The organism is Bifidobacterium cebidarum (assembly GCF_009193305.1).
GTDB classification, from domain to species: Bacteria; Actinomycetota; Actinomycetes; order Actinomycetales; family Bifidobacteriaceae; genus Bifidobacterium; species Bifidobacterium cebidarum.
Window position 1 is genome coordinate 105,465 of record NZ_WBVS01000001.1, and the last position, 22,375, is coordinate 127,839.

General features: G+C 59.7%; 16 protein-coding genes. 4 read left to right on the forward strand and 12 right to left on the reverse strand.

Annotation, left to right across the window (positions count from 1 at the left end):
- Positions 1–36: 36 nt before the first annotated feature.
- Positions 37–687, reverse strand: a complete 651-nt coding sequence (locus F7D08_RS00425) for a TetR/AcrR family transcriptional regulator (RefSeq protein ID WP_193316123.1) — start codon at positions 685–687, stop codon at positions 37–39.
- Between the two features lie 199 nt (positions 688–886).
- Between F7D08_RS00425 and F7D08_RS00430 the strand changes: the two genes are divergently transcribed.
- From F7D08_RS00430 to F7D08_RS00440, 3 genes are read left to right on the forward strand one after another with little or no spacing between them, the layout of a single operon-like run.
- On the forward strand, positions 887–2,173 hold the full coding sequence (locus F7D08_RS00430; protein WP_152208795.1) for an MFS transporter: 1,287 nt from the start codon (positions 887–889) through the stop codon (positions 2,171–2,173).
- A gap of 48 nt (positions 2,174–2,221) precedes the next feature.
- Entirely contained in the window at positions 2,222–3,151 is a 930-nt protein-coding gene (locus tag F7D08_RS00435) for an alpha/beta hydrolase (RefSeq protein ID WP_226803215.1), read from the forward strand.
- Complete coding sequence (locus tag F7D08_RS00440) at positions 3,148–4,134, forward strand: TDT family transporter (protein WP_152208796.1); 987 nt, start codon at positions 3,148–3,150, stop codon at positions 4,132–4,134. Before F7D08_RS00435 ends, F7D08_RS00440 begins: the two co-directional genes overlap by 4 nt.
- Positions 4,135–4,232: 98 nt before the next feature.
- On the opposite strand, the gene F7D08_RS00445 is transcribed toward F7D08_RS00440, so the two are convergent.
- From F7D08_RS00445 to F7D08_RS00490, 10 genes are all read right to left on the reverse strand, one after another.
- Positions 4,233–6,587 carry a glycoside hydrolase family 3 N-terminal domain-containing protein gene (locus F7D08_RS00445; protein WP_152208797.1) on the reverse strand — a complete coding sequence of 785 codons (2,355 nt, stop codon included), beginning with the start codon at positions 6,585–6,587 and terminating at the stop codon, positions 4,233–4,235.
- A gap of 325 nt (positions 6,588–6,912) precedes the next feature.
- A complete protein-coding gene (locus tag F7D08_RS00450; protein WP_152208798.1) occupies positions 6,913–7,551 on the reverse strand; it encodes a TetR/AcrR family transcriptional regulator in 639 nt (212 codons plus the stop codon).
- Positions 7,552–7,653: 102 nt separating this feature from the next.
- A complete protein-coding gene (locus F7D08_RS00455; RefSeq protein ID WP_152208799.1) occupies positions 7,654–10,188 on the reverse strand; it encodes a glycoside hydrolase family 31 protein in 2,535 nt (844 codons plus the stop codon).
- A gap of 152 nt (positions 10,189–10,340) precedes the next feature.
- Positions 10,341–11,687, reverse strand: coding sequence for a glycoside hydrolase family 30 protein (locus F7D08_RS00460; protein WP_152208800.1), 1,347 nt, complete (start codon positions 11,685–11,687; stop codon positions 10,341–10,343).
- 287 nt (positions 11,688–11,974) lie between these two features.
- Positions 11,975–14,110: a beta-galactosidase gene (locus tag F7D08_RS00465; RefSeq protein ID WP_152208801.1), complete on the reverse strand. Its 2,136-nt coding sequence runs from the start codon at positions 14,108–14,110 to the stop codon at positions 11,975–11,977.
- A gap of 169 nt (positions 14,111–14,279) precedes the next feature.
- Positions 14,280–15,608 (reverse strand): MFS transporter, encoded by a 1,329-nt coding sequence (locus tag F7D08_RS00470; RefSeq protein ID WP_152208802.1) that lies wholly within the window; start codon positions 15,606–15,608, stop codon positions 14,280–14,282.
- Positions 15,609–15,894: 286 nt separating this feature from the next.
- Positions 15,895–16,527: a TetR/AcrR family transcriptional regulator gene (locus tag F7D08_RS00475; RefSeq protein ID WP_152208803.1), complete on the reverse strand. Its 633-nt coding sequence runs from the start codon at positions 16,525–16,527 to the stop codon at positions 15,895–15,897.
- 111 nt (positions 16,528–16,638) lie between these two features.
- On the reverse strand, positions 16,639–17,676 hold the full coding sequence (locus F7D08_RS00480) for a Gfo/Idh/MocA family protein (protein ID WP_152208804.1): 1,038 nt from the start codon (positions 17,674–17,676) through the stop codon (positions 16,639–16,641).
- 115 nt (positions 17,677–17,791) lie between these two features.
- Positions 17,792–19,096: an L-lactate MFS transporter gene (locus F7D08_RS00485; protein ID WP_152208805.1), complete on the reverse strand. Its 1,305-nt coding sequence runs from the start codon at positions 19,094–19,096 to the stop codon at positions 17,792–17,794.
- 50 nt (positions 19,097–19,146) lie between these two features.
- The gene (locus F7D08_RS00490; RefSeq protein ID WP_152208806.1) at positions 19,147–20,001 is read right to left on the reverse strand and encodes an SDR family NAD(P)-dependent oxidoreductase; all 855 of its coding nucleotides are present in this window, start codon (positions 19,999–20,001) and stop codon (positions 19,147–19,149) included.
- A gap of 168 nt (positions 20,002–20,169) precedes the next feature.
- Here F7D08_RS00490 and F7D08_RS00495 point away from each other — a divergent pair, with 168 nt between their 5' ends.
- A complete protein-coding gene (locus F7D08_RS00495) occupies positions 20,170–21,036 on the forward strand; it encodes a MerR family transcriptional regulator (RefSeq protein WP_152208807.1) in 867 nt (288 codons plus the stop codon).
- Between the two features lie 23 nt (positions 21,037–21,059).
- On the opposite strand, the gene F7D08_RS00500 is transcribed toward F7D08_RS00495, so the two are convergent.
- Positions 21,060–22,337, reverse strand: a complete 1,278-nt coding sequence (locus F7D08_RS00500) for a glutamate-cysteine ligase family protein (RefSeq protein ID WP_152208808.1) — start codon at positions 22,335–22,337, stop codon at positions 21,060–21,062.
- Between the last annotated feature and the right edge of the window lie 38 nt (positions 22,338–22,375).

The following is a 22,375-nucleotide window of genomic DNA, read 5'->3' on the forward strand; positions in this document are numbered from 1 at the left end:
TCGCCGGATGCGCGAGCATGCGGCCCCAACTCCTGCCTAGCGGCATCCTTCCCATTCCGGCAGTGGATAGAAGAAGTCCTCACAGACCTTCCAATGCCGCTCGAGATCGAAGTCATCCTCGCCCAGCCAGCGCATCTGCAATCCGTCCAACGCGCTGCCCATCGTGAGGTACAGATCGACGATGGCCTTGGGATCGCGATACCGCTGAGGCACATTCCACGCAACCTTGGCCACATTTTGGCGCCCCTTCAGGCCACGCTGCGCGAAATACTCATGAGCCGGATGCCGAGGGTCCATAGCCTCGGCGCGCAATACCAGATACAGCTGCGTCAAGCGAGGATTATCCAGCGCCTGCTTGACCGACGTGCGATAGATGGCAGGGAAGCATTGCAGCTTCCCGGTTGCGCGATAGTCCTCGAACATGGCGTCCATGCACGCCTGCGTGGGGTTATCGGATTCGAACTGCCCCAGCACCAGTAGCAATAGCTCGTTCTTGTTCTTCACATGGCGCAGCATGCCGGCTTGGGTGATGCCGATGCCGTCCGCGATCTCCTGCAGCGAGGCACCATAGAAACCGCGCTCGGCGATGACTTTGGTCGCCTCACGAATAATCTCCTGCCGACGCTCATCACCGCTCTTGCGTCGACGAATCACGCGCCCGGTATCCGAAGAGGCAACGGCAGCCATAATCTCCCTTTCCATACGGTCACATAACAATCCCAAGTCATCATAGTCGAGCCCAGGCAACCCTTGCATAGCAATGGAACACGCCGAGCGATGCAATCCCATTGCCGAAAACGCCATCCCTCGCTATCATCTCTTTTTGTAAGTAAGTACTTACTTACTTGAGACAACGGGGTTCTCAACCTTTACAAGGAGGTTCATCATGTCCACCAACGCACCGAAGACCAAGGCATGGAGGCCATGGTTCGTATTCGCCGGCTGCTGCGTGCTCTCATTCATCGGCTTCGGCCTCATCGTCAACACCCAGGGCCTGTACTTCAACGCCTTGTCCGCAGAGTTCGGCGTCGGCCGCTCGCAGGTCTCCCTGCCGCTGTCCATCGAGCAGATCACCGCGGCCATCACCATGCTGTTCGCCGGCGCATTGCTCAAGAAGATTGATTCGCGCATCGTAATTAGCGTGTGCATCGCGCTCGCCGGCGGCGTGTTCATTCTCGGCTCCACCTTCACCGCCATCTGGCAGTTCGACGTGGCTTTCGCCGTGCTCGGCGTCGCCTACGTAATCCCTATCGCCCTGACTCCGCCGGTGCTGCTGTCGAACTGGTTCAACAAGAAGCTTGGCACCGTTATGGGCATCGGCATGGGCATCTCCGGTATCGGCGGCGCCATCTTCAACCCGGTTGTCTCCAACCTGATCACCGCCCAGGGCTGGCGCACCGCCTACCTTATCACCGGTATCGCCGTGCTCGTCTGCATCCTGCCGTTCTCCATCTTCGCGCTGAAGTTCGCTCCGGATCCAGCCAAGGGCGAGCTGCCGTACGGTTATGAAGAGCATGCCGGCCAAGGCACCGCCGTCAACACCGCCGCTCAGGGTCTCGACGTCAAGAAGGCCTTCATGACCCGTGCCTTCATCTTCATCTCCATCGCCATCATCATCCAGCAGTTCTCCAACTCCCTGCTGCAGCACATCTCCGCACACGAAGTGCAGTACGGCTTCACCCTCTCCCAGGGTGCTCTCGTGATGACCGGCACGCTGCTCGGCGCCGCCACCGGCAAGATGCTCATCGGCATTCTGCTTGATCACCTGAAGCCGGCCGTCGTGGTCTCCCTGTTCACCTGCATCGGCATCCTCGGCTGGGGCGGTCTGCTGATCTCCCACATGCAGGCGCTGTCCATCGTCGCAGGCCTCTTCGCCGGCATCGGCCAGGGCTTCGTGCTCGTCGGCATCCCGTGGATCATCCGCAACTCCTTCGGCCCAAAGGACTACAGCACCATCCTGTCCATCATCTCGATGTTCGGCTCCTTCGCCAACGCGGCATTCACCACGCTGCACGGCACGCTATTCGACTCCACCGGCAGCTACGTGGTCTCCATCTCCGGCGGAATCGTCATCTACGTCATCGCAGCCGCTCTGGTCATCGCCGCCTATGCCGGCCGCCCGTTCCACGAAAGCAAGGAACTGGCCGAAACCAAAGTAGCAGCCGCCGCATAACGAGCAACATCAACGTTTTATGAACCACACTATATATAAGGAATAATCATGATTGTCGATCGTCAGGAAGCCATCGACCTGTTGGCCGAACGCGCCGCGCTGATGGCCAAGAACGACGCCCCGCATCTCGCCGCGCAGCGTCTGCCGGAAGGCATCGAATCCTTCAAAGACATCCCCTATCTGGAGGATGGTCTGTCCGATCATCTGGTGGACGTCTACCGTCCGGAAGGTGCCGCCGAAGGCGAGCCCCTGCCCGTGTTCATCGACTTCCACGGCGGCGGCCTCTACTATGGCACCAAGGAGAACAACCTCTGCCGTGACATGATTCTGGCCGGCAAGGGCTTCGTGGTGGTCAACGCCAACTACCGTCTTGTGCCCGAGGTGAGCTTCTTCGACCAGATTCGCGATGCCCTGGCGGTCATGACTTGGGTGAAGGACCATGTTGCCGAGTATCAGGGCAACCCCGACCAGGTGTTCGTCACCGGCGATTCCGCAGGCGCAACGCTTGCCATGTACGCGCTGGCCGTCAACAATTCCAAAGTGGTGCGCCAGCGTTGGTTCATGGCCCCGAGCGGACTTACCCCGCTTGGTTTCGTGGCGACCTCCGGCATGTTCCGTCTGGAGGGCGGTGTCTACGAGCCGCTGATCAGCTACTACACCGCCGCCTACTTCACCAAGCCGAGCGAGATCATCGCCATCGCACCATACAAGAACGACCTCGACCGCCTCATCGTGGACGGCAATCTGCCTCCGACCTATCTCATCACCAGCGACGAGGATGTGCTCGCCGACAATTCCCTGGAGCTGGCCCGCATCATGGTGCATCGCAACCGCGATTGCGAGCTGCGCATGTGGCCGCTCGGCCAAGACAAGGTTCTGGGACACATCTTCAACGTGACCCAGGCCGGCGATGCTTCCAACACCGAAGCTCTGGAAGCCATTGATGATATCGCCCGATTCGCACGGCGGTACCTGTGAGCGCCGCAGCACGCGGCATGAACATCGCTAGCGCCACACCGCTTCCCCAAGCCGGTGTGGCGCTAGCCGCATTGTCGTTCGGGAATCTTGCCGCCTCCTTGCTGCCGGAAGCATGGTGGGTGCCGGTGCACATCATCACCGCGGTATTGGGCTTGACACTGCTGATACCGGTATTGGCCAGACACTGCATCGCCATTCGACACAGTACTGTGCGCGCATCGCTGGCCGTCGACTATCGCAATCCAATGATCGCGCCTCTAGCCACCACCATGCCAATGGCTTTGATTACTTTGGGAACCTACTTCGTTCGCGTTGGCGCGCTTGGCATGTTGTGCGCGCAGATCATCTGGTGGTGCGGGGTACTGTGCATTGTTGCCTTCATGGCATATTTCGCTTGGTATTTCATCGTACGCGACTTCCGATTGGATACCGTATGCCCGGCATGGTTGGTTGGTTTCGTCGGCATTCTGGTGGCCGCGGTCACTTCTGGAACCGTTGGCCTCGGTTGGGCAGGCCACATCATTTTCGTAGTCGGCTTCATTATCGACATCATTATGCTGGTGCTGATCTCCAGCCGTATCGCCTGGCACGGCTTGCCCGCCGGCATTCGGCCCACGATGACCATCTGCAGCGCGCCAATCAGCCTGCTGGTCGCCTCGTATTTCAGCACGAGCGATGTGCACGATCCGGTGTTTATGCTGGTTCTGCTCACTTGCTCGCAGCTGCTGTTCGCCTTCGTGGCGGTGCTGATTCCTTGGATGCTCGCCACGCCGCCCTCCCCCACGTATGCGGCGTTCACCTTTCCACTGGTGATCACCGCCACCGCTTTGCAGGATGCACTGATTGTTTTTGCACAGTCCGGCTGGCATGTGCCGGCATGGGCGCACTGGCTGCAGCTTGGCGAAACACTGCTTGCAGGAATCATGATCGTATTGGCAACAGTGGTGTTCGCTCGCATAAGCAAGCGTGCAGCATTTGCATGATTGGATAAGTTGTAAGCCATATATAGAATGCCCTGCTCCTTGATCAAGGAACAGGGCATTCTATATATCAAGTCGCGCTCGAGGCTTCTCTGTGATTGTTATGCCACGGTGAAGGTGATGCGCTTCAGGTCGTCACGGCGGGACGAGTGGCCGATGAGCAATTCGAATTCGCCGGGCTCCACGATGCGATTGGCTTCGGAATCGACGATGGTGCAGTCAGCGACCGGGATATCGAACGAGACGGTCTTGGTTTCGCCAGGTGCGAGTTCCACGCGCTGGAAGGCCTTGAGCTCGCGATCAGTCCAGCTGTAGGAGGTCACGATATCGCCGATGTAGGCCTGTACGACTTCAGTGCCGGCCATATCGCCCGTATTGGTCAGGGTGATTTCGGCGTGTACGGTATCGGTTTTGGCAAAAGTGCCGTCGGCGTTCGAAGCGCCACCGGTGATAACCGGCTCACCGTACTCGAACGTGGTGTAGCTCAGTCCTTCGCCGAATGCGAATGCCGGATCCTGCGTGAGGTCGGCGTAACGATCGCCGTGCTGGCCGCGCACCTGGTTGTAGTAGACGGGCAGCTGGCCTGCGTGGCGAGGGAAGGTGACGGGCAGGCGGCCGGACGGGTTGGTCAGGCCGAAGATGATTTCGGCGATGGCCTGGCCACCCTTCATGCCCGGGTTGGCGGCCCACAGGATGGATCCCGTGCCGGTTTCCGGGTCGCTCACGCGCTTGGCGAAGACGCCGTTGGCGCCCACGATGGAGGCGGGCAGGATCTGCGGCTTGGAGCTCACCAGCACGGTGACCATCGGCTTGCCGGTTTCCTTGGCCACGGCCGCGAGCGCGTCGAGCAGCGCGTTCTGGCCGCCGAGCAGTTCAAGGGTGGCGGTGGAGCAGGTTTCACCGGTCAGCTGCACGGTATCGCCCACCACGGCCACGATCAGATCGGACTTACGGGCGTTATCCACGGCTTCGTCAAGCATCGCCTGATCGATGGCGGCGGAGACGCCGATCTTCGGGCGAGGCTGGCCATCCGGATAGAGTTCGCCGGCCGGGTCGGTGACGAGGTCAACGATGTTGGCGCCACGGGAGTACACGACCTCGGTGCCGTCGGCCGCAAACCGCTTGATGCCGTCGAGCACGGTGGTGATCATGTGGCGCGGCTGGCCGTCCGGCATCCAGGAAACCTGGCCGGAGTTGCCGGTCCAGTCGCCGAGCTGGTTCTGTGCGTCATCAGCCAGCGGGCCGACCACGGCGATGCGCTTGGCCTTGTCGGCCGCGAACGGCAGGTTGCCATCGTTGCGCAGCAGCGCCACAGCTTCGCGTGCCAGTTCAAGGTTGATTTGCTGGTGCGCCTCGGAGCCGATGACGGTCTTGATACGGTCGGCGTCAGGCAGACGCGGGTCTTCGAACAGGCCGAGGCGGAACTTCAGCGCCAGAATGCGGGCGACCGCCTCGTCAATCAGGGATTCATTCAGGAGGCCGGTCTTCACGGCTTCGATGGCGCCCTCGTAGAACTGTGGCGTGGTCATGACCAGATCGTTGCCGGCCTTGACCGCGTCTGCAGCGGCGTGCACGTAATCCGGCTTGACCTTCTGTTCCCACACGGAGCGGCCGACGTTGTCCCAGTCGGTGATCAGCGTGCCATTGTACTTCCATGCACCGCGTAGCTTGTCGGTCAGCAGCCACTTGTTGAAGGTGACCGGTACGCCGTCGATGGATTCGTAGCCGAGCATGAACGTGCCGCAGCCTTCCTTGGCCACGCGCTCGAACGGCGGCAGGAACCAGGATTCGAGCTTGCGGTGGGAGAGGTCTGCTTCGGAGGCGTCACGGCCGCCTTGGGTTTCGGAGTAGCCGGCGAAGTGCTTGGCGCAGGCCAGGATGGCGTCCTTCGGCAGTTCCTCGCCGGCCTTCGCACCGCCCTGATAGCCCTTGACCATGGCGGAGGCGAGCTCACCGATCAGCATTGGATCCTCGCCGAAGGTTTCATCCACGCGGCCCCATCGGGTATCGCGCGCGATGCACAGCACCGGGGAGAAGGTCCAGTGCACGCCGGTGCAGGAGACTTCTTCGGCGGTGGCGCGGCCCGCTTGACGCACTTTTTCGGCGTCCCAGCTCAATGCCATGCCGAGCTGGGAGGGGAAGATCGTGGCACCAGGCCAGAAGGAGTACCCGTGGATGCAGTCGTCGCCGATGACCAGTGGAATGCCGAGACGGGTTTTCTCGTTGACGGTTTTGACGGCGCGCGGCAGGTCCTCCGGGCTGGTGTGCAGGATGGAGCCGACATGCTTGTTGACGATCAGGTCATCCAAATCGCCGCCGCGAGCGTCGAGCTGCATCATCTGGCCGACCTTCTCCTCCAGCGTCATGCGGGAGAGCAGGTCTGCAATACGCTCGGATGCGGGCAGATCAGGGTTCTTGTAGGGCAGGATTGCTGCGGTTGCAGTTTTTTCGGCCATGGTGGTTTCGCTTTCCTCGATGAAATCGAACATCTTTAATTACCAATCGGTAGTTTATCGCGGCCTACGACACAACACGCGGACACCACAACATAAAACGTTGGAGCCTCAGCAAAAAGACACTAAGTATGCGTCGCAACACAGCACCCGCATACTTAACGCCGGTTCAGGAGTGGAAACCGGCGCTATGTATGCGCGCTAACGGTACGCCCGCATACTTAACGCCGGTTCTAGGGCTCAAACCATGTATGTGGGACCATCGTTGAGTCGCATACTTAGCGCCAGTTGAGCGCCCCGCAGTCCGCGAAGGTCTAAGTCCCGAAACTCAGCGATAGCCGTCCCAGAGGGGTGACGGAAACAGTAGCGGCTCGAATTCGGACCATTCTTCGTTGAGGTCGATGGCCGGCTCACGCAGCCAACGCAATTGAATGCCGTCCATGACTTCCAATGCTTTGCGCACGGTAGGACGAACCTCGTCAAACGAGGCGAACACCGGAGGGATACGCCAGTCAAAACCGGAATAGTAGCGCCAGATCGAGTTCTGGCGGTCGGCGAATTCCCCATGCAGCGGATGGTCGGGATTGAAGGTCTCCACCTGCAGTACGGAGAACAGCTGCACCAGCATGCGTCGCTGTGAGTTGTAGTGCACCAGATAGCGAAGATAGGCCGGCAGACGAAGGTCGTCGACGGTGGATCCCGGGAGTCCGGAAGCCTTGAAATCACTGACGTTGCCACCCTCGTTGTAGTTCTCGAGGTACACCATGGAGAGCATGTTGTCCTTGCTGCCGATGTATCGCAGCACGCCCTGCTTGGTGACGCCCACCGCATCGGCCACATCCTGCACGGAGATGCCGTTGTATCCGCGTTCGGAGATCAGACGCACTGCGGCGTCGAGAATCTCGCGCTTGCGCTCAAGCGGCGATTTGCGGACTCGTTTGTGGTTGGAAGTGGTTTCTGCGGCCATAGCTGCCTAGTGTAACCCACCTCATTACCAAGCGGTAACGAAGGGCCCCGTTGCGGTTCTCAGCGGGGCCCTCTCATCAATCAGCGACCATCGCAGGCGGAATCATGCAGTGCGCAATAGCGGCTCAGCCACGGCTTGAATCACCGAAACCGGCATATGCGAATCGTCGAAGTCGTGACGCGGATGGCCGCTGGCTTTGCTCTCCAGCGTATGCAAAGCCCCCAATGCCCCGGCACCGTTATCGCGGATGAGCGCGTACGCGCGCTCCTTGGTGAGGTAGTCGATTTGTGCGTCGTAGAGCACGCGGAAGGCGTCGTCAATCGCCGGATCTTCTGCGACGGCCAACGCTCCGGAAACCATGATTTCCGCAGCAGTCGGCACATTGGCGACATCGACCGTCAGACCGAATGTGTCCGCATCATACGAGACCTGAGCCTCGACGGGCTTGCCATCCACGGTAACCGCCAAGTCGGTCTGCGCCACGCCCTGGAAGGTGATGCTCCAGGTGCGGCGCTCGGGCACAGCCGAGGCATTGCCCGATACCGGTGCGACAACGAAGCTGGACATTCCAGCAGCTTCATCCGCATGCACGGCTTCGGCCGCTCCCCCATGCCAGGCAAAGGACATGGCGGTGGTCGCCGCAGCCGATTCGTCCGGACGGGCCTGGTTGGTGCCATCGTCCTCCTTAAGTGCGAACGAACCGGATGCACCGGGGAACACCAGTACTTCGAGATGCACAGGATTATCGACGGAGTTCTTGCGACCGTTCAGCTCATCCAACTGCTGCAGCGGCACGATGCCGCCGGCCTTGGCGAACACCGGAATGCCGTCGAGCCCACGCCACACTTCGAACTTACGGCCATTGGGCGAATGCGATTCATAACGACGGCCGGTGAAGAAATCGAACCATGTGCCCTGCGGCAGCCAGACGTCGGCCTTGGCCATCTGCACATCGCGGTCGGAGGGCGTGACGATTGGAGCCACGATAAGTTCGGTGCCAAAGCGGAACTCCTGCTCCACCCCGTAGGCGTTCGCGTTCTCCGGCGACTGCCAGTACATCGGTTCGACCAGCGGTCGGCCTTCGGCGGCGGCGCGCCAGTTCATCGTATAGAGATACGGCAGCAGCATATGGCGCAGTCGCAGTGCCATATCCATGGCCACTTCCGTTTCGGGGTGGAAGTTCCACGGCTCCTTGCCATTGAATGGCGAATCGGTGGAGTGCAGCCGGTTGATGGGGCTGAAGGCACCAAGCTGATACCAGCGGGCCTCCAATTCCTCGTCGCGATAGCCGAACATGTGGCCACCAATATCATGGCTCCACCAGCCGTAGCCGATATTCGATGCGGTGGCAGTGAAATACGGCTGGAATTTGAGAGATTCCCAAGTGACCACGGTGTCACCGGAGAAGCCGACCGGGTAGCGGTGCGAACCGGGGCCGGCGTAACGGGAGAAGGTGAGCGGCCAATGGCCGTCACGACCGGAGTCAAGGTAGTGCATGTGGTTAAGCATCCATAACGGATCAAGGCCCCGTTGGCGGGTCACTCCACCTTGTTGCCAGTCAAGCCACCAGAAGTCGGTGCCCATGGTTTCAAGATCGTGGTGGAGTTGGAAATAGGCGTTCATGAAGCGCGGGCTGGTCAGGTCGAATTCCACCGGCTCTTCGCTCCGGGGATCAATCCCCATGGCTTCGGCCGCCTCATCGTATCCATCTTCGAAGGCGCGGATGCCGTCTCGCGGATGGACGTTCAGCGTGGTCTTGAGACCATGCTCATGCAAGATGCGTTGGAATCGCTCGGGATCGGGGAAGAAGCTGCGATTCCATGTGTAGCCGGTCCAGCCGGAACCGTATGCAGGATCCACATCATCCACCAGGTGCCAATCCATGTCGATGACGGCGGTGGTGAACGGTAGCCCCTCCTGCTCGAAATGATTCACGAGTTCGAGATATTCGGCCTCGGTATAGCGATGGTAGCGGCTCCACCAGTTGCCCAGGGCGAATCGCGGCAGTAGCGGAGTAGGTCCGGTCAGACGGTAGAAATCCTGCACGGCCTCGATGAAACGGTGACCGTAGCCGAAGAAATAGAGGTCGATGCCATCGTTGTCACGAGGTACCACCCACGTACCGAACGGATTGGCTTCGCCTTTGATTTCGGTAGCTTCATCGTCTTCCACGATGATGTTCGAGGCCGAATCGTCGACGGCCGCCCAACCGTCGTGGGAAATCACGCCGAGGCCGAGTTCGGTCTCGCCATTCACCTCATCGAGCGTGCGGGCGGTTCCCCTCAGATTGCCACGCTGCACGTCACCGTAATGCCAGGTGTTCATCTGGGAGTCGGCTACGCCCTTGACCACGATGCTTAGTCCTTCTTTGCTGAAAGGCTGCATGTCATAGGTCAGGCGCAGGGCCGGTGTATCCACAATGAGCAGGCCATCGCGCATGGTTTGGGTGAAGCGCGGGACTCCACTGGCAAAGTCACGATTCACGACCATCTGCGTGGCATGGTCTTCAAAACGGCCGTCTTCCTGCCATTCAAGACGAATGAGCGATTCAGTAAGAACGCCGATTCGCCATCGGTCACCCTGAATCACAGCCGCCGGATTCATGCCGGGGTTGGTCGCAAGTCTCGGGAAGGTCATGCCGCGCTCCTTTGCAAAGTGATGCCTATCGTCATGACAACGATATCATCAATACGGCCCATATGTTCGTCGCGCCGAAGCGCTATAGTGCCACACCACGCAAAAAGCTCCCCTCACATGCATGAGGGGAGCCAGAGCGTAATCTACATCACTCAGTCAAGCACAAAGGTGTTGAAGGAGCGCGGGGCCAGCGTCACCTTAAGGCCGCGGGATGCGTCTGCCGGGTCGGCGAACTCGAACGGCATCTCGTTCTCCAACGCGTTCTGGGCCACCACGACCACCGTGCCGTCCGGATTGCGGAAGGCGATGGCCATGGAGTTGAAGTGGCCGGTGGTGCCGAGCAGCACCGCGCCCGGGCGCACGTACTTGGAGAAGTGTCGCATCACGTAGTATTCGGGGTTGCGACGCACTTCGTGGGTGTCGGCGGTGATGGTGAACAGGGAGTTCTGCCACCAGCCCCACGTGGAATCCTGATCGTCCAGAATCATGTTCCAGTAGGTGTAGGCGGTGGCGCCGTTGCGGAAGTAGTGGTTGATCAGGTGGAACACGTATTCGGCGTATTCCCAAGTGTTCTGGCCATCGCCGCACTCGGATTCGGACTGGATGAGCTCAATCTCCGGCCAGGATTCATGGGTGCGGGCGATGCAGTTCTGGCCTGCCCACTGGTAGGCGATGCCCTTGATGTAGTGGCGAGCGCCATCATCGAAGAGGATGTTGTCCACGAAACGGTTGTAGTTGTTCAGGGCCATGCCGTAGCCGCCACCGGTCCACTTCATGTCTTCCGGGCCGTTCAGGGTGCCCAGCCAGATGTCGGTGTCGAGGCCGGCTTCGTCGAAGGCAGGACCGAGATAGTCGCGGATGAAGACCTTCAGGGCCTCGGCATCCCACAGGGCGCTCGGGAACTTCTGATCGGCGAATACCTCATTCTGCACGTGCAGCTGGTTCACGGTGATGCCATGCTCGGCATAGGCCTGAATGTACTTGACCAGGTACTTGGCGTAGGCCTTGAGGTTTTCCGGGGTCTGGATGAGACGGCCGTAGTTGTAGGCCTTCGGACGCTTCATCCAGGTCGGCGGGGACCACGGGCTGGAGAACAGGCGCATGTCGGGCTGCCACTCCTGGGCGCGGTGGATGTACGGGATCAGGGTCTCCTCGTCACGACCGACGGAGAAGTGCTCCATGTCATAGTCGCCTTCGACCTCGTCGTAGCTGTACCAGTGGTCGGCGAAATCGTTGGCGGCCACAGGCGCGCGGTTGAACGTGAAGTTCATCTCTTCGGGGTCGAAGAGCTCCTTGATGATCTGGTCGCGTTCGGCTTCGGTCACGGTCTGCAGCGGCAGCCAGCCGAGCTCGTTGAAGCAACCACCGAAGCCGCGCAGGGCTTGGTACTCGTTGCCGTCAAGCTGCAGGTCGGCGGCAGCGGTCGCACCGGTGGCCGCGACTTCAGCCGAACGATCGACGAGCTTGGCGTCGGGGGTGGTGGCGATCCATGTGGTCATGATGGATTTCCTTTCTTGGGGATGATTGTGCACGGTTTGCTCAGCCGCGCGGCTCTTCGTTGAGTTATGCTCTTCGCCGTCAGGTGACTTCTTTATCTAACAGCTACTAGATATATAGTAGCGCATAATTTCAGCAAGAAACACCCATCGACATGAATTACTGTCAGCTTCTTTTATTTTTATCTACCTTTCAGTAGTTATCGCATACAGCGCATGTCGTCATATATGGTCGAAGGCCCTCCCCCACATGGAGAAGAGCCTTCAATCCGCACGTATCAATACATCACTCAATCGATGATGACAGCCAGATTCCAACGTGGAATCGTCAACTCCTCACCGACCTGCACGCTCCTGCCCGGACGAACGGCGAGCGCCGCGGACGCCGCTTCATCAACGGTGCCATCCGGCCCGATAACCTCCGGGGCCACGACCACCGAGCCAGCCACCGGGCTCGGGAACGTAACCTCGTCAGCCGAATAGTTGAGCAGGTAGGTCACGGTTTCGCTGGCCTGATTCACACCCTGACGCACCGTGACGGCACCGGCGAGCGGCAGACCGACCGGATTGATGCCGGCGCTGGTCACCGCCTCGCGGATCACCGCGCGCATCGTATCGTCATCCAGCAGCGTGCCGACCCATTCGGCGCTGCCCTGGCCGAATTGGTGTCGCGTCACTGCCGCATAGGACTTCCACGCGTAGTGACCGTAGCGGGCGAGCACTTCAGTGTGAGCTGCGGCATCAACCTTCAGCAATTCGATCAGCGCTTCGGCCGGGGCGGCGGCAGCGCCGGCGAGCGGGGCATCATCGGCGAATTCGACGGCCACGCGACCCTTCGGGCGGGTGAACTGGTTGTAGGTCAGGCCGAACACGTCGGTGAGGTTGTGCGGCGCACGATCATTCCACACCGTGACCTCATCATCGGCAACGAACGAGCGCATCGTGGAGAGCAGATGGCCGCCGTTCGCCACGAAGTCACGCAGGTTCGCGATGGTCTGCTCCGGCGTGCAATACAGTGCCGGGGTCACGATCATGGCGTATCGCGCGAGGCGCTCGGCGGATGCGTCCACCGGCAGGAAGTCGCATTCCACGTTGAGCTGGAAGAAGGCATCATAGACACGGCGCACGATGTCGTTGTAGTTGATGCCGACTCCATCCGGGAAGCCGGTTTCCACGCGGAACCATTCCAGTGCGGACAGCGCCTCGTTGGAGACCATGATGGCCACCTTGTTGCGCTTGGCAAGATGCACCAGACGGCCACCCACGGCAATGTCCGCGACCTCGCGGCCGAATACGCCAGCCTCTTCGTAGGTGGGATTCGGTTCCATGTCGTGGCTCAGCAGGCCCTTCCAATAGGTTTCGAAGGAGTTGTGGATGGAATGCCAGTGCCAGTATTCCACCATGTCAGCGCCGGAAGCCAGGTGGGAGTAAGCCTGCAAGCGCAACTGACCCGGGAATGGCACCCAGCCGTGCTGGCCCTGCGCCTCGGTCTCGAGCACCAGATAGTTGGCCCCGTTCTTGGTGGAACGAGTCACATCGCCGCCGAACGCGATTTCGGTGCCGGTGAGCTCATCCTCGGTGGGATGATAGACGTCCACGCCGGTGATGTCCACGGCCTTGGATGCCTGGAAATGGTCGACGGCCGGCTGAATGCCATAGGAGTAGCCACGCCATTCGAAATCGAAGTTCTGCGTGACGAACTGATCCTCGCGCGCGTATTCGCGCACGATATCCGCCTGCCATGCCAGGAATTCAGCCACCTGTGCACGACGGAAACGGTCGAACTCGCCGCGCAGCGACTGATTGATGGTGTTGGTCATATCCGGGAAATCCTCCCACGCGTCCACGCGATTGGACCAATAGTCCAAGCCGAAGTGGGCGTTGAGCGCATCCAGATCATCATGGAACTTACCTCGCAGGTACTTGATGAACAGCGCCTGCATATCCGGGCTCACCGAATCGTAGTACTTGGTTTCGTTATCCACCTGGTAACCGATGACCGCCGGATGGTTCGCCACATGCGCGATCAGGCGGCGGATCACGCGCTCGCCGTAATAGCGGTAGGAGGGGTTGACGATATCCATGATCTGACGCGGACCGTACTTGCCCGGGCCAGCCGGGGTGGTGGCCAACACATCCGGATGCATACGCACGAGCCACGACGGCACGGCATAGGTGGGCGTGCCGACAATCACACTGATGCCGTGACGGTGCGCGGCCTCAAGCGCACGGTCGACATGGCTGAAGTCGAACTGGCCCGGTTGCGGTTCACAAGTGCTCCACGTCGATTCGGCGATACGGATCACATTGATGCCGGCGGCCTCCATCATGCGCATATCGGTTTCGATGCGGTCTTTGCCGGCGGGCATGTATTCGTCGTAGTAGGCCGCGCCGAACAGGATGCGGTCAACGCTGGTTTTGCTCATAATCTTTGTCTTTCTTATCGATGAAGCGACGATCGTATGGAACCTGATGAAATCGGGGTGATACGCGTCAGACCGCCCGGTGAGATGCGTTTCTCTTCGAGCGGTCTGACGAGCGGAGGGATTTCGGAAGGAGGAAGTTTCCGATCCGGCAGAAGCCGGATGGGAGTGTTTACTTGACGCCCTTGATCATCATGATGAACACGCAGCCGAGCAGCGCGAACACGATGGAGATCGGGAAGGCGGCGGCGTAGCCGAGGGTCATGGTGATGACGGACATGAGCACCGGGCCGAGCATCTGGCCCAAGGTGGTGGCGAGGTTCAGCACACCAAGGTCCTTGCCCGCCTCTTCCTTGTTCGGCAGCACGTCGACGTTCAGGGCCTGATCCACGGAGGAGTAGACACCGTAGCCAAGACCTGCGATGCCGGCGTAGAGGAACATGCCCAGCGTGGTCGGCATGATCCACGGCATGGCCATACCGATGGCGAACAGCACGGATGCGGCAACGACCGGAATCTTGCGGCGGCCGATGAGATCGGAGATCGGGCCGGCGACCACGGAACCGCCGAGGGAGACGACCATGGTGATCACGGACATGGTGGCCATGGCGGCACCGGCGGCGGTGTCGTCGAGGCCGATGTACTTCTGGAAGATGAGCAGCTGGTAGACGGTGATCATCTGGTAGCTCAGCAGCATGCAGATACGGCCGGCGAACGCCTTGTAGAAGTCGTGTGCGGTGGAGAACTTCGGCGGGATGAAACTGCGGAGCACATCGGAGGCCTTGCCCTCATCCTTGGGCAGGAAGTCGGCGGAGGATTCCTTCGGCACGATGATCACGGCAACGATGCCGCCAAGGAACATCAGGATGCCGGCAAGGATGAAGCCCGGGAACGGCTTCAGGATGAACGCGGAGCCGATGAGGGTGCCGATTGGGGCGCCGCAGGTCTGTCCGGCGCCGAAGAAGGCGGACATGGTGCCGCGCACGTTCATCGGGATGCGGTCGGAGATCATGGCGACCAGCGGAGCGATCATGGCGTTGAGGCCGAACATGCACAGGCAGTAGATGATGGTGATGGCCACGGCGTTGGTGACCATGCCGGTCAGGAACAGGGTCACGCCACCGAGGATGGCGCCGAGCACGATGAACGGGGTGCGGCGGCCCCACTTGGAGCGGGAGCGGTCGGACAGGGTGCCGAACAGCAGGTTGGAGACCAGGGATGCGACTGCGGTGCAGGCGTTGATCACACCGGTCAGACCTTCAACGTCCGGGCCGAAGATGGACTGCAGGTGCTTGGTGAGCAGCACGGCGGAGACGATGGCCAGACCGCTCATCCACAGCAGGCCGAAGACCAGGAAGCCGGCGCCGAAGCGAATCAGCGTAACCTTGTCCATCGGCTTGCCGGTTTCGGGAGACAGCGACGGATTCTTGTCCGCCGCCTCGATGTTCGCATTGAAGGCCGCCAGACGTTCGTCTGCGGGGATTGCGGTTGAAGCACTCATCCTTGAACCTCGTGTTCCTATTACTTCTGTGTCTGCTTTGACATGTATCTAACATGTATTAGATATGACTACAGGATAAGCCTCGGATACAAGTTTGTCAAATTGTTATATACCAAGTAGTAGATAGCAGAAAACATTGTAATATCAACGATTATCAATCGTTAATAGCCATCAACGACACGCGGAACCAATATTATCTATCATTAATTCATCAAGACACAGAGCACTATCAAACATGCCGCCAACGGCACTGTCAGCGGCATGCAACATATCAGGCATCACGACTTCAGCGGTAGTTATCCCACAGCGGCGAAGGGAAGATCATCGCCTCGAAGTTCAGCCACTCGTCATAGAGATCCACCGGAGGCTGACGCATCCAGCGCAGCTGCACGCCGTCCATTGCCTCGATGCACAGGCGCACCACCGGCTTCATGGATTCCTCCCATGAGCCCAGCTGCTCAGGAATCACCCACGGATAACGGCAGTAATGATCCCACACCGCCTCCGGACGGTTCTCGAAGTAATCAAACAGCGGATGCTCCGGACTGAACGCCTCGGATTCCAGATTCATGTACAACCGCACCATTTCGCGGCGCTGCGCGTTGTAACGCACCAAGTAACGCAGGTACGAGGGGAACAGCAGACGGTCCGGGTCGCTGCCCGGCAAGCCGGATGCCATGAAGTCATCCGGGGTGCCGGAGGCATCGTAACTGTCAGTAACCAACATCGACAACAGCCCTTCCTTATTGCCGATGTAATGCAGCAATCCCGGCTGACTCATGCCGACCGCCGCCGCCACATCCTTCAAAGATGTGCCGTAATAGCCCTTCTCCCCCACCAGACGAACTGCGGCCTGAGCGATCTCGCTGCGTCGCTCCTCAGGACTCTTACGTACTCGTTTCTGCTTCGCTGCCACCATGCCAGTCATTATATCGAATAGTTATTCGATAAAGCGCATTCTTCGCAAAAATATTTGGCCCTCCTCATTGCAGAGGAGAGCCAAAGCGGGCCAGCAAATGCCGCCTACCGTTTACAAGCGTACAAGTTCACCGCCATCCGCCGCCTGCTTGACGGCGTTCAGCACCTCCAGTGTCTTGATCGCATCCTCCGGAGTCACCAACGGCGACTCCTCGCCGCGAATCACACGTTCGAAATGCTTCAGCTGCAAGCGGTGCGGCAATCCTTCGCGCACGCCCTGCACCTCGCAGACGAACGGCTTGGTCCAGTCACTCACGCCGCCGGCATGCGAGAACAGATGCAGTCGAGGCAGCGAAAGCGACGCCTTGGTACCCATGATGTAATAGGCATCCGTGTCGTATGGCGCAAAAAACGGATTCTCTCGCGCGGTGGACTCCCAGTTCCATGGGCTCGCCGCCGAATCGGACAGGGTAATGGTGCCCAATGTGCCGTTGGCGAATCGCACGGTGGCCACGGCGGAATCCTCAACTTCAAAACCGCGTGCAGCATTCGCGGACATGCCCTGAATCTCCACCGGCTCGCCGATGAGGTATCGCATCAGGTCCACATCGTGCACCATGTTCACCAGGATCGGCCCCGCGCCCTTTTGCCTGCGCCAGGGGATGTCGTAGTAGGTGTCGGGCTTGTACAGATTGTACAGGATCGCCACGGTCACGATCTTGCCAAGCGCACCGGATTCGATGATTTCCTTGGCGCGACGAACCTTGGGATTATGGCGGCGATGCTGCCCCACCAGCACCGGCACGCCCGAAGCACGGGCTTCGGCGGCAAATGCGCGGGCATCATCCAGATCATCGCTGATTGGCTTTTCCACCAAGGTTGGGATGCCATGTCTGATGGTTTCGCGGGCCATCGGCACGTGCAGATGGTTCGGCGAGGCAATCACCACGCCATCCAATGCGGTGCATTCCAGCATCTCCTGGTAATCGGCGAACCAAGGCACGCCTGCGTCTTTGGCAACTTGTTCGGCGGCGGGCATCGAATCGGCGATGGCCACCAGACGGGCGTCGGCATCGTCCTGAATATACCGAATGTGGTCACGGCCCATGGCACCTGCGCCAATAACGGCCAGTCGAAGTTGTTCACTCATGATGTATTCCTTCTTTACTGTTGTAATGTATTGTCTCGTTGTGATTTAGCTGTGCAACTACCCCTCAGTCACCTTCGGTGACAGCTCCCCTGACAAGGGGAGCCACAATGAAGGATTACCTACGCGCCGGCGTCATCGTGCCGGCCTTCTTGACTTTGGCGGCAAGTAGCAGCACAATCACCAGGCCGAGCACCGTGATGCCGGCCGCTGCATAAAATGCGATGCGGTAGCCATAGGCTTCGGAATGCAGTCCCGTTGCCAAGCGGGGGCCTATCCATGCACCGAGCGCGTAGCCGAGGAACATGATGCCGTAGTTCACGCCAAGGTGCTTGGTACCAAAGGTCTCGCCGGTCAACGGAGGGTAGATGACGAGCAAGGCTCCGAAGGCGAAACCGAGCACGATCACGCAGGCCACGAAGAACACGGCGTTGTAGGCGAACGACATGGCGACCATGGCGAGCGCGGTGACCACGAGCATCAGGGACAGGCACTTGAATGCGCCGAACTTGTCATAAAGCGCACCGAAGGTCAAGCGGCCCAGGAAGTTGGAGATGGTGGAGATCGATACGGCCATCGCGCCGAATGCGGCGGCGGTCATCGTGCCGACGGCCCCCACATGCTCCTGGGAGATTGAGGAGACCGCTCCGACCAGCATGGTGCCGGAGGAGGCCGCCATAGCGTAGACGGCGAGCAGTACGTAGAATCGCGGCGAGGCGAGCATGGCCTTGAAGTCGAAGCTGCCGTCGTCGGCGGAATCAGCAGCAACGCCTACGGGCTTGTCGACAACTGGAGGCTCCCATCCCTTCGGCCGGTAATCAGCCGGTGCCGGATGCACGAACAGCGAGCCCAGCGTAATGGTCACCCAGAAGGTCACGCCCAGAATCTTCAGCGCATTGGAAACGCCGAATGCACTGGATAGGGCGTTCGCCACCGGGGCGAGCGTGGCCGGCCCTATGGCCGCGGCGGCCAGGAGAATGCCGGACGCCTTGCCTCGAATGTCCGGGAACCATCGCTGCGCTGTGGTAAGCGCCGGGTTATAGACCAGACCGTTGCCTACGGCAGCGATGAGGCCATGGCAGATATACAGCATCGGCAGGCTGTCGGCGATGCCGGTCAGGAACCAGCCGAGGCCGAAGACAAAACCGCCGACGAGCATCACCGTGCGTGGGCCGAACTTATCGGAGATGCGGCCGGAGAAGATGCCGGTGACGGCCATCACGGTTTGGAAGATGGAGTATGAGAGGCTGACTTCGGCGGGCGTCCAACCGTGTTGTTCGGACAACGGATTGAGGAAGACGCTGAACAAGGCGATTGAAGCCACGAAGAACATGACCACGAATGCGGCGGAGAGCACGCCGTATCGGTTGGGTTCATGCTTGGCGACTGTGCCGGCACCTGAAGCCGCGGTAAGGGAAGTCATGGATAATCCTTTCCGTATTGTGCTGTTTTCGTGCTGTGCTGCTTGGCTGGTTACAGCAGTCCGCGCTGCTTCAGGGAGTTGATGGCGAATTGACGACGACCGCCCGGCTTGGGGGTCAGGTCGCCCATCATCAAATGGAATCCGCCGTCCACGCTGATTTCGTCACCGTTGACGAAGTCGGACCGTTTGGATGCCAGGAACGCCACGGCATTGGCGATGTCCTGCACCTCGCCGATACGACGGGAAGCGATTAATCGTTCGCGTTCCTCGGTCACTTTCGGGTCGGCGTAGAAGGATGCGCTCATCGGCGTCTTGACGAAGCATGGGCATACGCAATTGGAGCGGATGCCGAACGGCCCCCATTCGGCGGCGATCATCTTGGAGAGCATGCCAAGGCCGGCTTTGGCGCATGAGTAGGCGCCGGAGAAGGTTTCCGGCGAGTGAGAAGCCACGGTGGAGATGTGCACGATACGTCCCGTCTTATGCTCGAGCATCACCTTGCCGAACGCCTGGGAAAGGATGAACGCGCCTGTCAGATTCACATTGAGGACGTCCTTCCAATCGGAAAGCGGCAGGTCTTCCAGTGGCGCGAAGCGCAGGATGCCGACCGTGTTGACCAACACGTCGACCGTACCGAAATCCTCAACGACCTTGTTCTTGAGAGTCTCCACATCATCCGCATCGGCGATATCGCAGCCGTAGCCTCGTGCCTCTACCCCGTATTCGGCGGCCAGCTGCGCCGCATATGCCGCAGTATGCTCCTCGCTGATATCGACCAATGCCAGCCGGGCTCCGGCATGCGCCAGTTCGGCGGCAATGGCTGTTCCCATGCCGCCGACCGCCCCGGTGACTACGCATACGTCGCCGGATAGCCCCAACCAACTGCTGTCTTCGTGCTCGTCCATGAGCGAACCTCCTATGTTCGTCGTTCGCGGTACAGCACACATCACCGTGCGCTTATGCACCAGGCTCGGCTGCATCCACGTTGACACCGCCGGGCTTGGTAGCTGCGATGCTAAACTTTGCCCCGAGGGTAAGGTCAAATTAACGCGATGAACAAAGGAGTGTCATCGATGCGCGAGGATGAGGAGCTGCTGACCATCGGTGAAGTCGCCAAGATTGATGGCACCAGCGCCAAAGCGTTGCGTTATTACGATGCACATGGCATTCTGACGCCGTTTGTCATCGATTCGCGAACCGGCTATCGGTATTATGCTTCTGATCAGATGCTGGAGATGGATGTGATACGGCTGTGCTTGGATGCCGGGGTGCCGTTGGATTGCATCGAATCGTTCCGCAAAACGGATGGCTCGTTGGATTGGCGTGCGTTGATGGAAACCGGACGCGAACGGGTGGCGCGCGAGATCTTGCGGTTGCGTACGCTGGAGACAAGTCTTAATGATTATCTCGGTGAAGTGACGCGTAAGGCACGTATGCCCGCCGATGGCGTAGTGAGCTCTGATTTACCGCCAACATGGATGTTGGGAAAGTCTTGGCCATATTATGGAGACTCGTTCCAATTGAAGCCTTATTTGAGGGCGATGACGACGTTGCGCGCCGCTGTGCGTGATGCCGGTTTGCCGCGCCTGCTGCGGCGAGGCATTCTCGTGGATTTGTTAGAGAATAAGGCGTACGCGTATCAGCAGTTTGATCCGAAGGGTGCCTGCAATGCAGCTGATGGTAGCGAGCCGACGAATGTTGATCTCAGTTTCGATGCCGCTCTGACCGTTTTCCATCCGGATGGCGGACCTGCCGAGGGACAAGTCATCGAGCGGGAATCATTGACCGCATGTTTCGATGATGCTCTCACCATGGCCGCGCAATTTGACCCCAATGAATGGCGTCATGTGACCATCTGCGAGATTTGGGGCAGCCACACGGCGGAAGGTTCCATGCGCGTACGAATGACCCGGCATCATTGCGATGCCGGGCGCATGTAGGCGCATATAGGTAATTGTTCCGATTACTCCTGGAAGACGTCGGGATGATTCGGGTCACCCGGAATATCCGAGAGCAGGCCCTCGAGCCCCAGGAATTCCTTCCAGAATTCGAGCGGCTGGCCGTATGGGGAGGCCTGACGGCCGTGCGCCTGGATATTGGCCTTGGCTTCGAACACCTCCTCTTCGGTGATGCCATCGAAGTAGCTTTCCAAACGTTCGCGGTTCTCCGGAACATAGAACAGGGAGGCCACGATTTCGGTCAGACGCTCCGCACGCTCGATTGGCAGCGAATCCCAGTGGCGCAGTTCCACGAAGTTCTTCAGGCGCACATCATTGAAATGCGTGGAGATGATGTGGTTGATCTCATACGGGTTGAGCTCGCGATCCGGATACACGTCGCCGGCATTCTCGCGGAAGGCGGGGCGATGCAGCTCCTTCGGGCTGGCACCGGAGGCCACTGCTTCAGGCGTATGCGTCAGATCGGCGAACATCAGCGGCGTGGACAGCACGTCGATGGCGTAATCCTCCCAGCCGAAGCGGGGGTCGAACAGCCCTGGAATCACATTCGTGCGCTGGAAATCGAGGTAATCCCACATGCGCTGGCGCAGCAACGGCCACGGGTTCGTCTCCCCCTCGAAATACGGGGTATTGCGGAAGAAGTACGCCAGAATCGGACCAATCACCGTGCCCAGACGCATCTTTTCGATGGCGTCATGCTCGTCCACGAAGTCGATGCTGACCTGCGTGGAGGCGGAGCAGCGCATCATGCATGGGCCGAACTGCCCGACGCGCCCCAGGTAGTCGGTCATCGCATCGTAACGGTCCTTGGGATTCACCGGCACATCCGCGAAACTGGACTTGGGTTGGTAGCCATAGTTGACCAGGCGGAAGTCGAGGTCCTTCAGAATCGGGTCGGCTTCACGCCGGAACTTGGCATACAGCGTAATCAGATCGCTGGGCTTCTTCAGAACACCGATCGAGGTCTCCACCTGGCCGCCAGGCTCCAGGGAAACCGAGACTCCTGGACGCGCAAGACCCACGAGATGGCCATTCTCCCAATACTCCTTTTCCTCGTCGTAGTAGGGAGCAAGCCGCTTGAGCAGCGCCTCGATGCCGTTCGGCTCGTAATAGCTCACGGCCGTATCGCTGCCGTTATGCACCGGCAGATGCTCGATTTCCACACCGAATCCACCGGTGCCGCGCTCGGCACGGCCGCTTTCGAAGAACTTCAGCAGGCTTTCGACATGCTTGGGGTTCGGCTTGGCGAGCAAATGCGCATAACTAATCCTCGGAGTAACCATACACGGTATGGTATGCGAGCCAAGCCATGGCCGCGCCC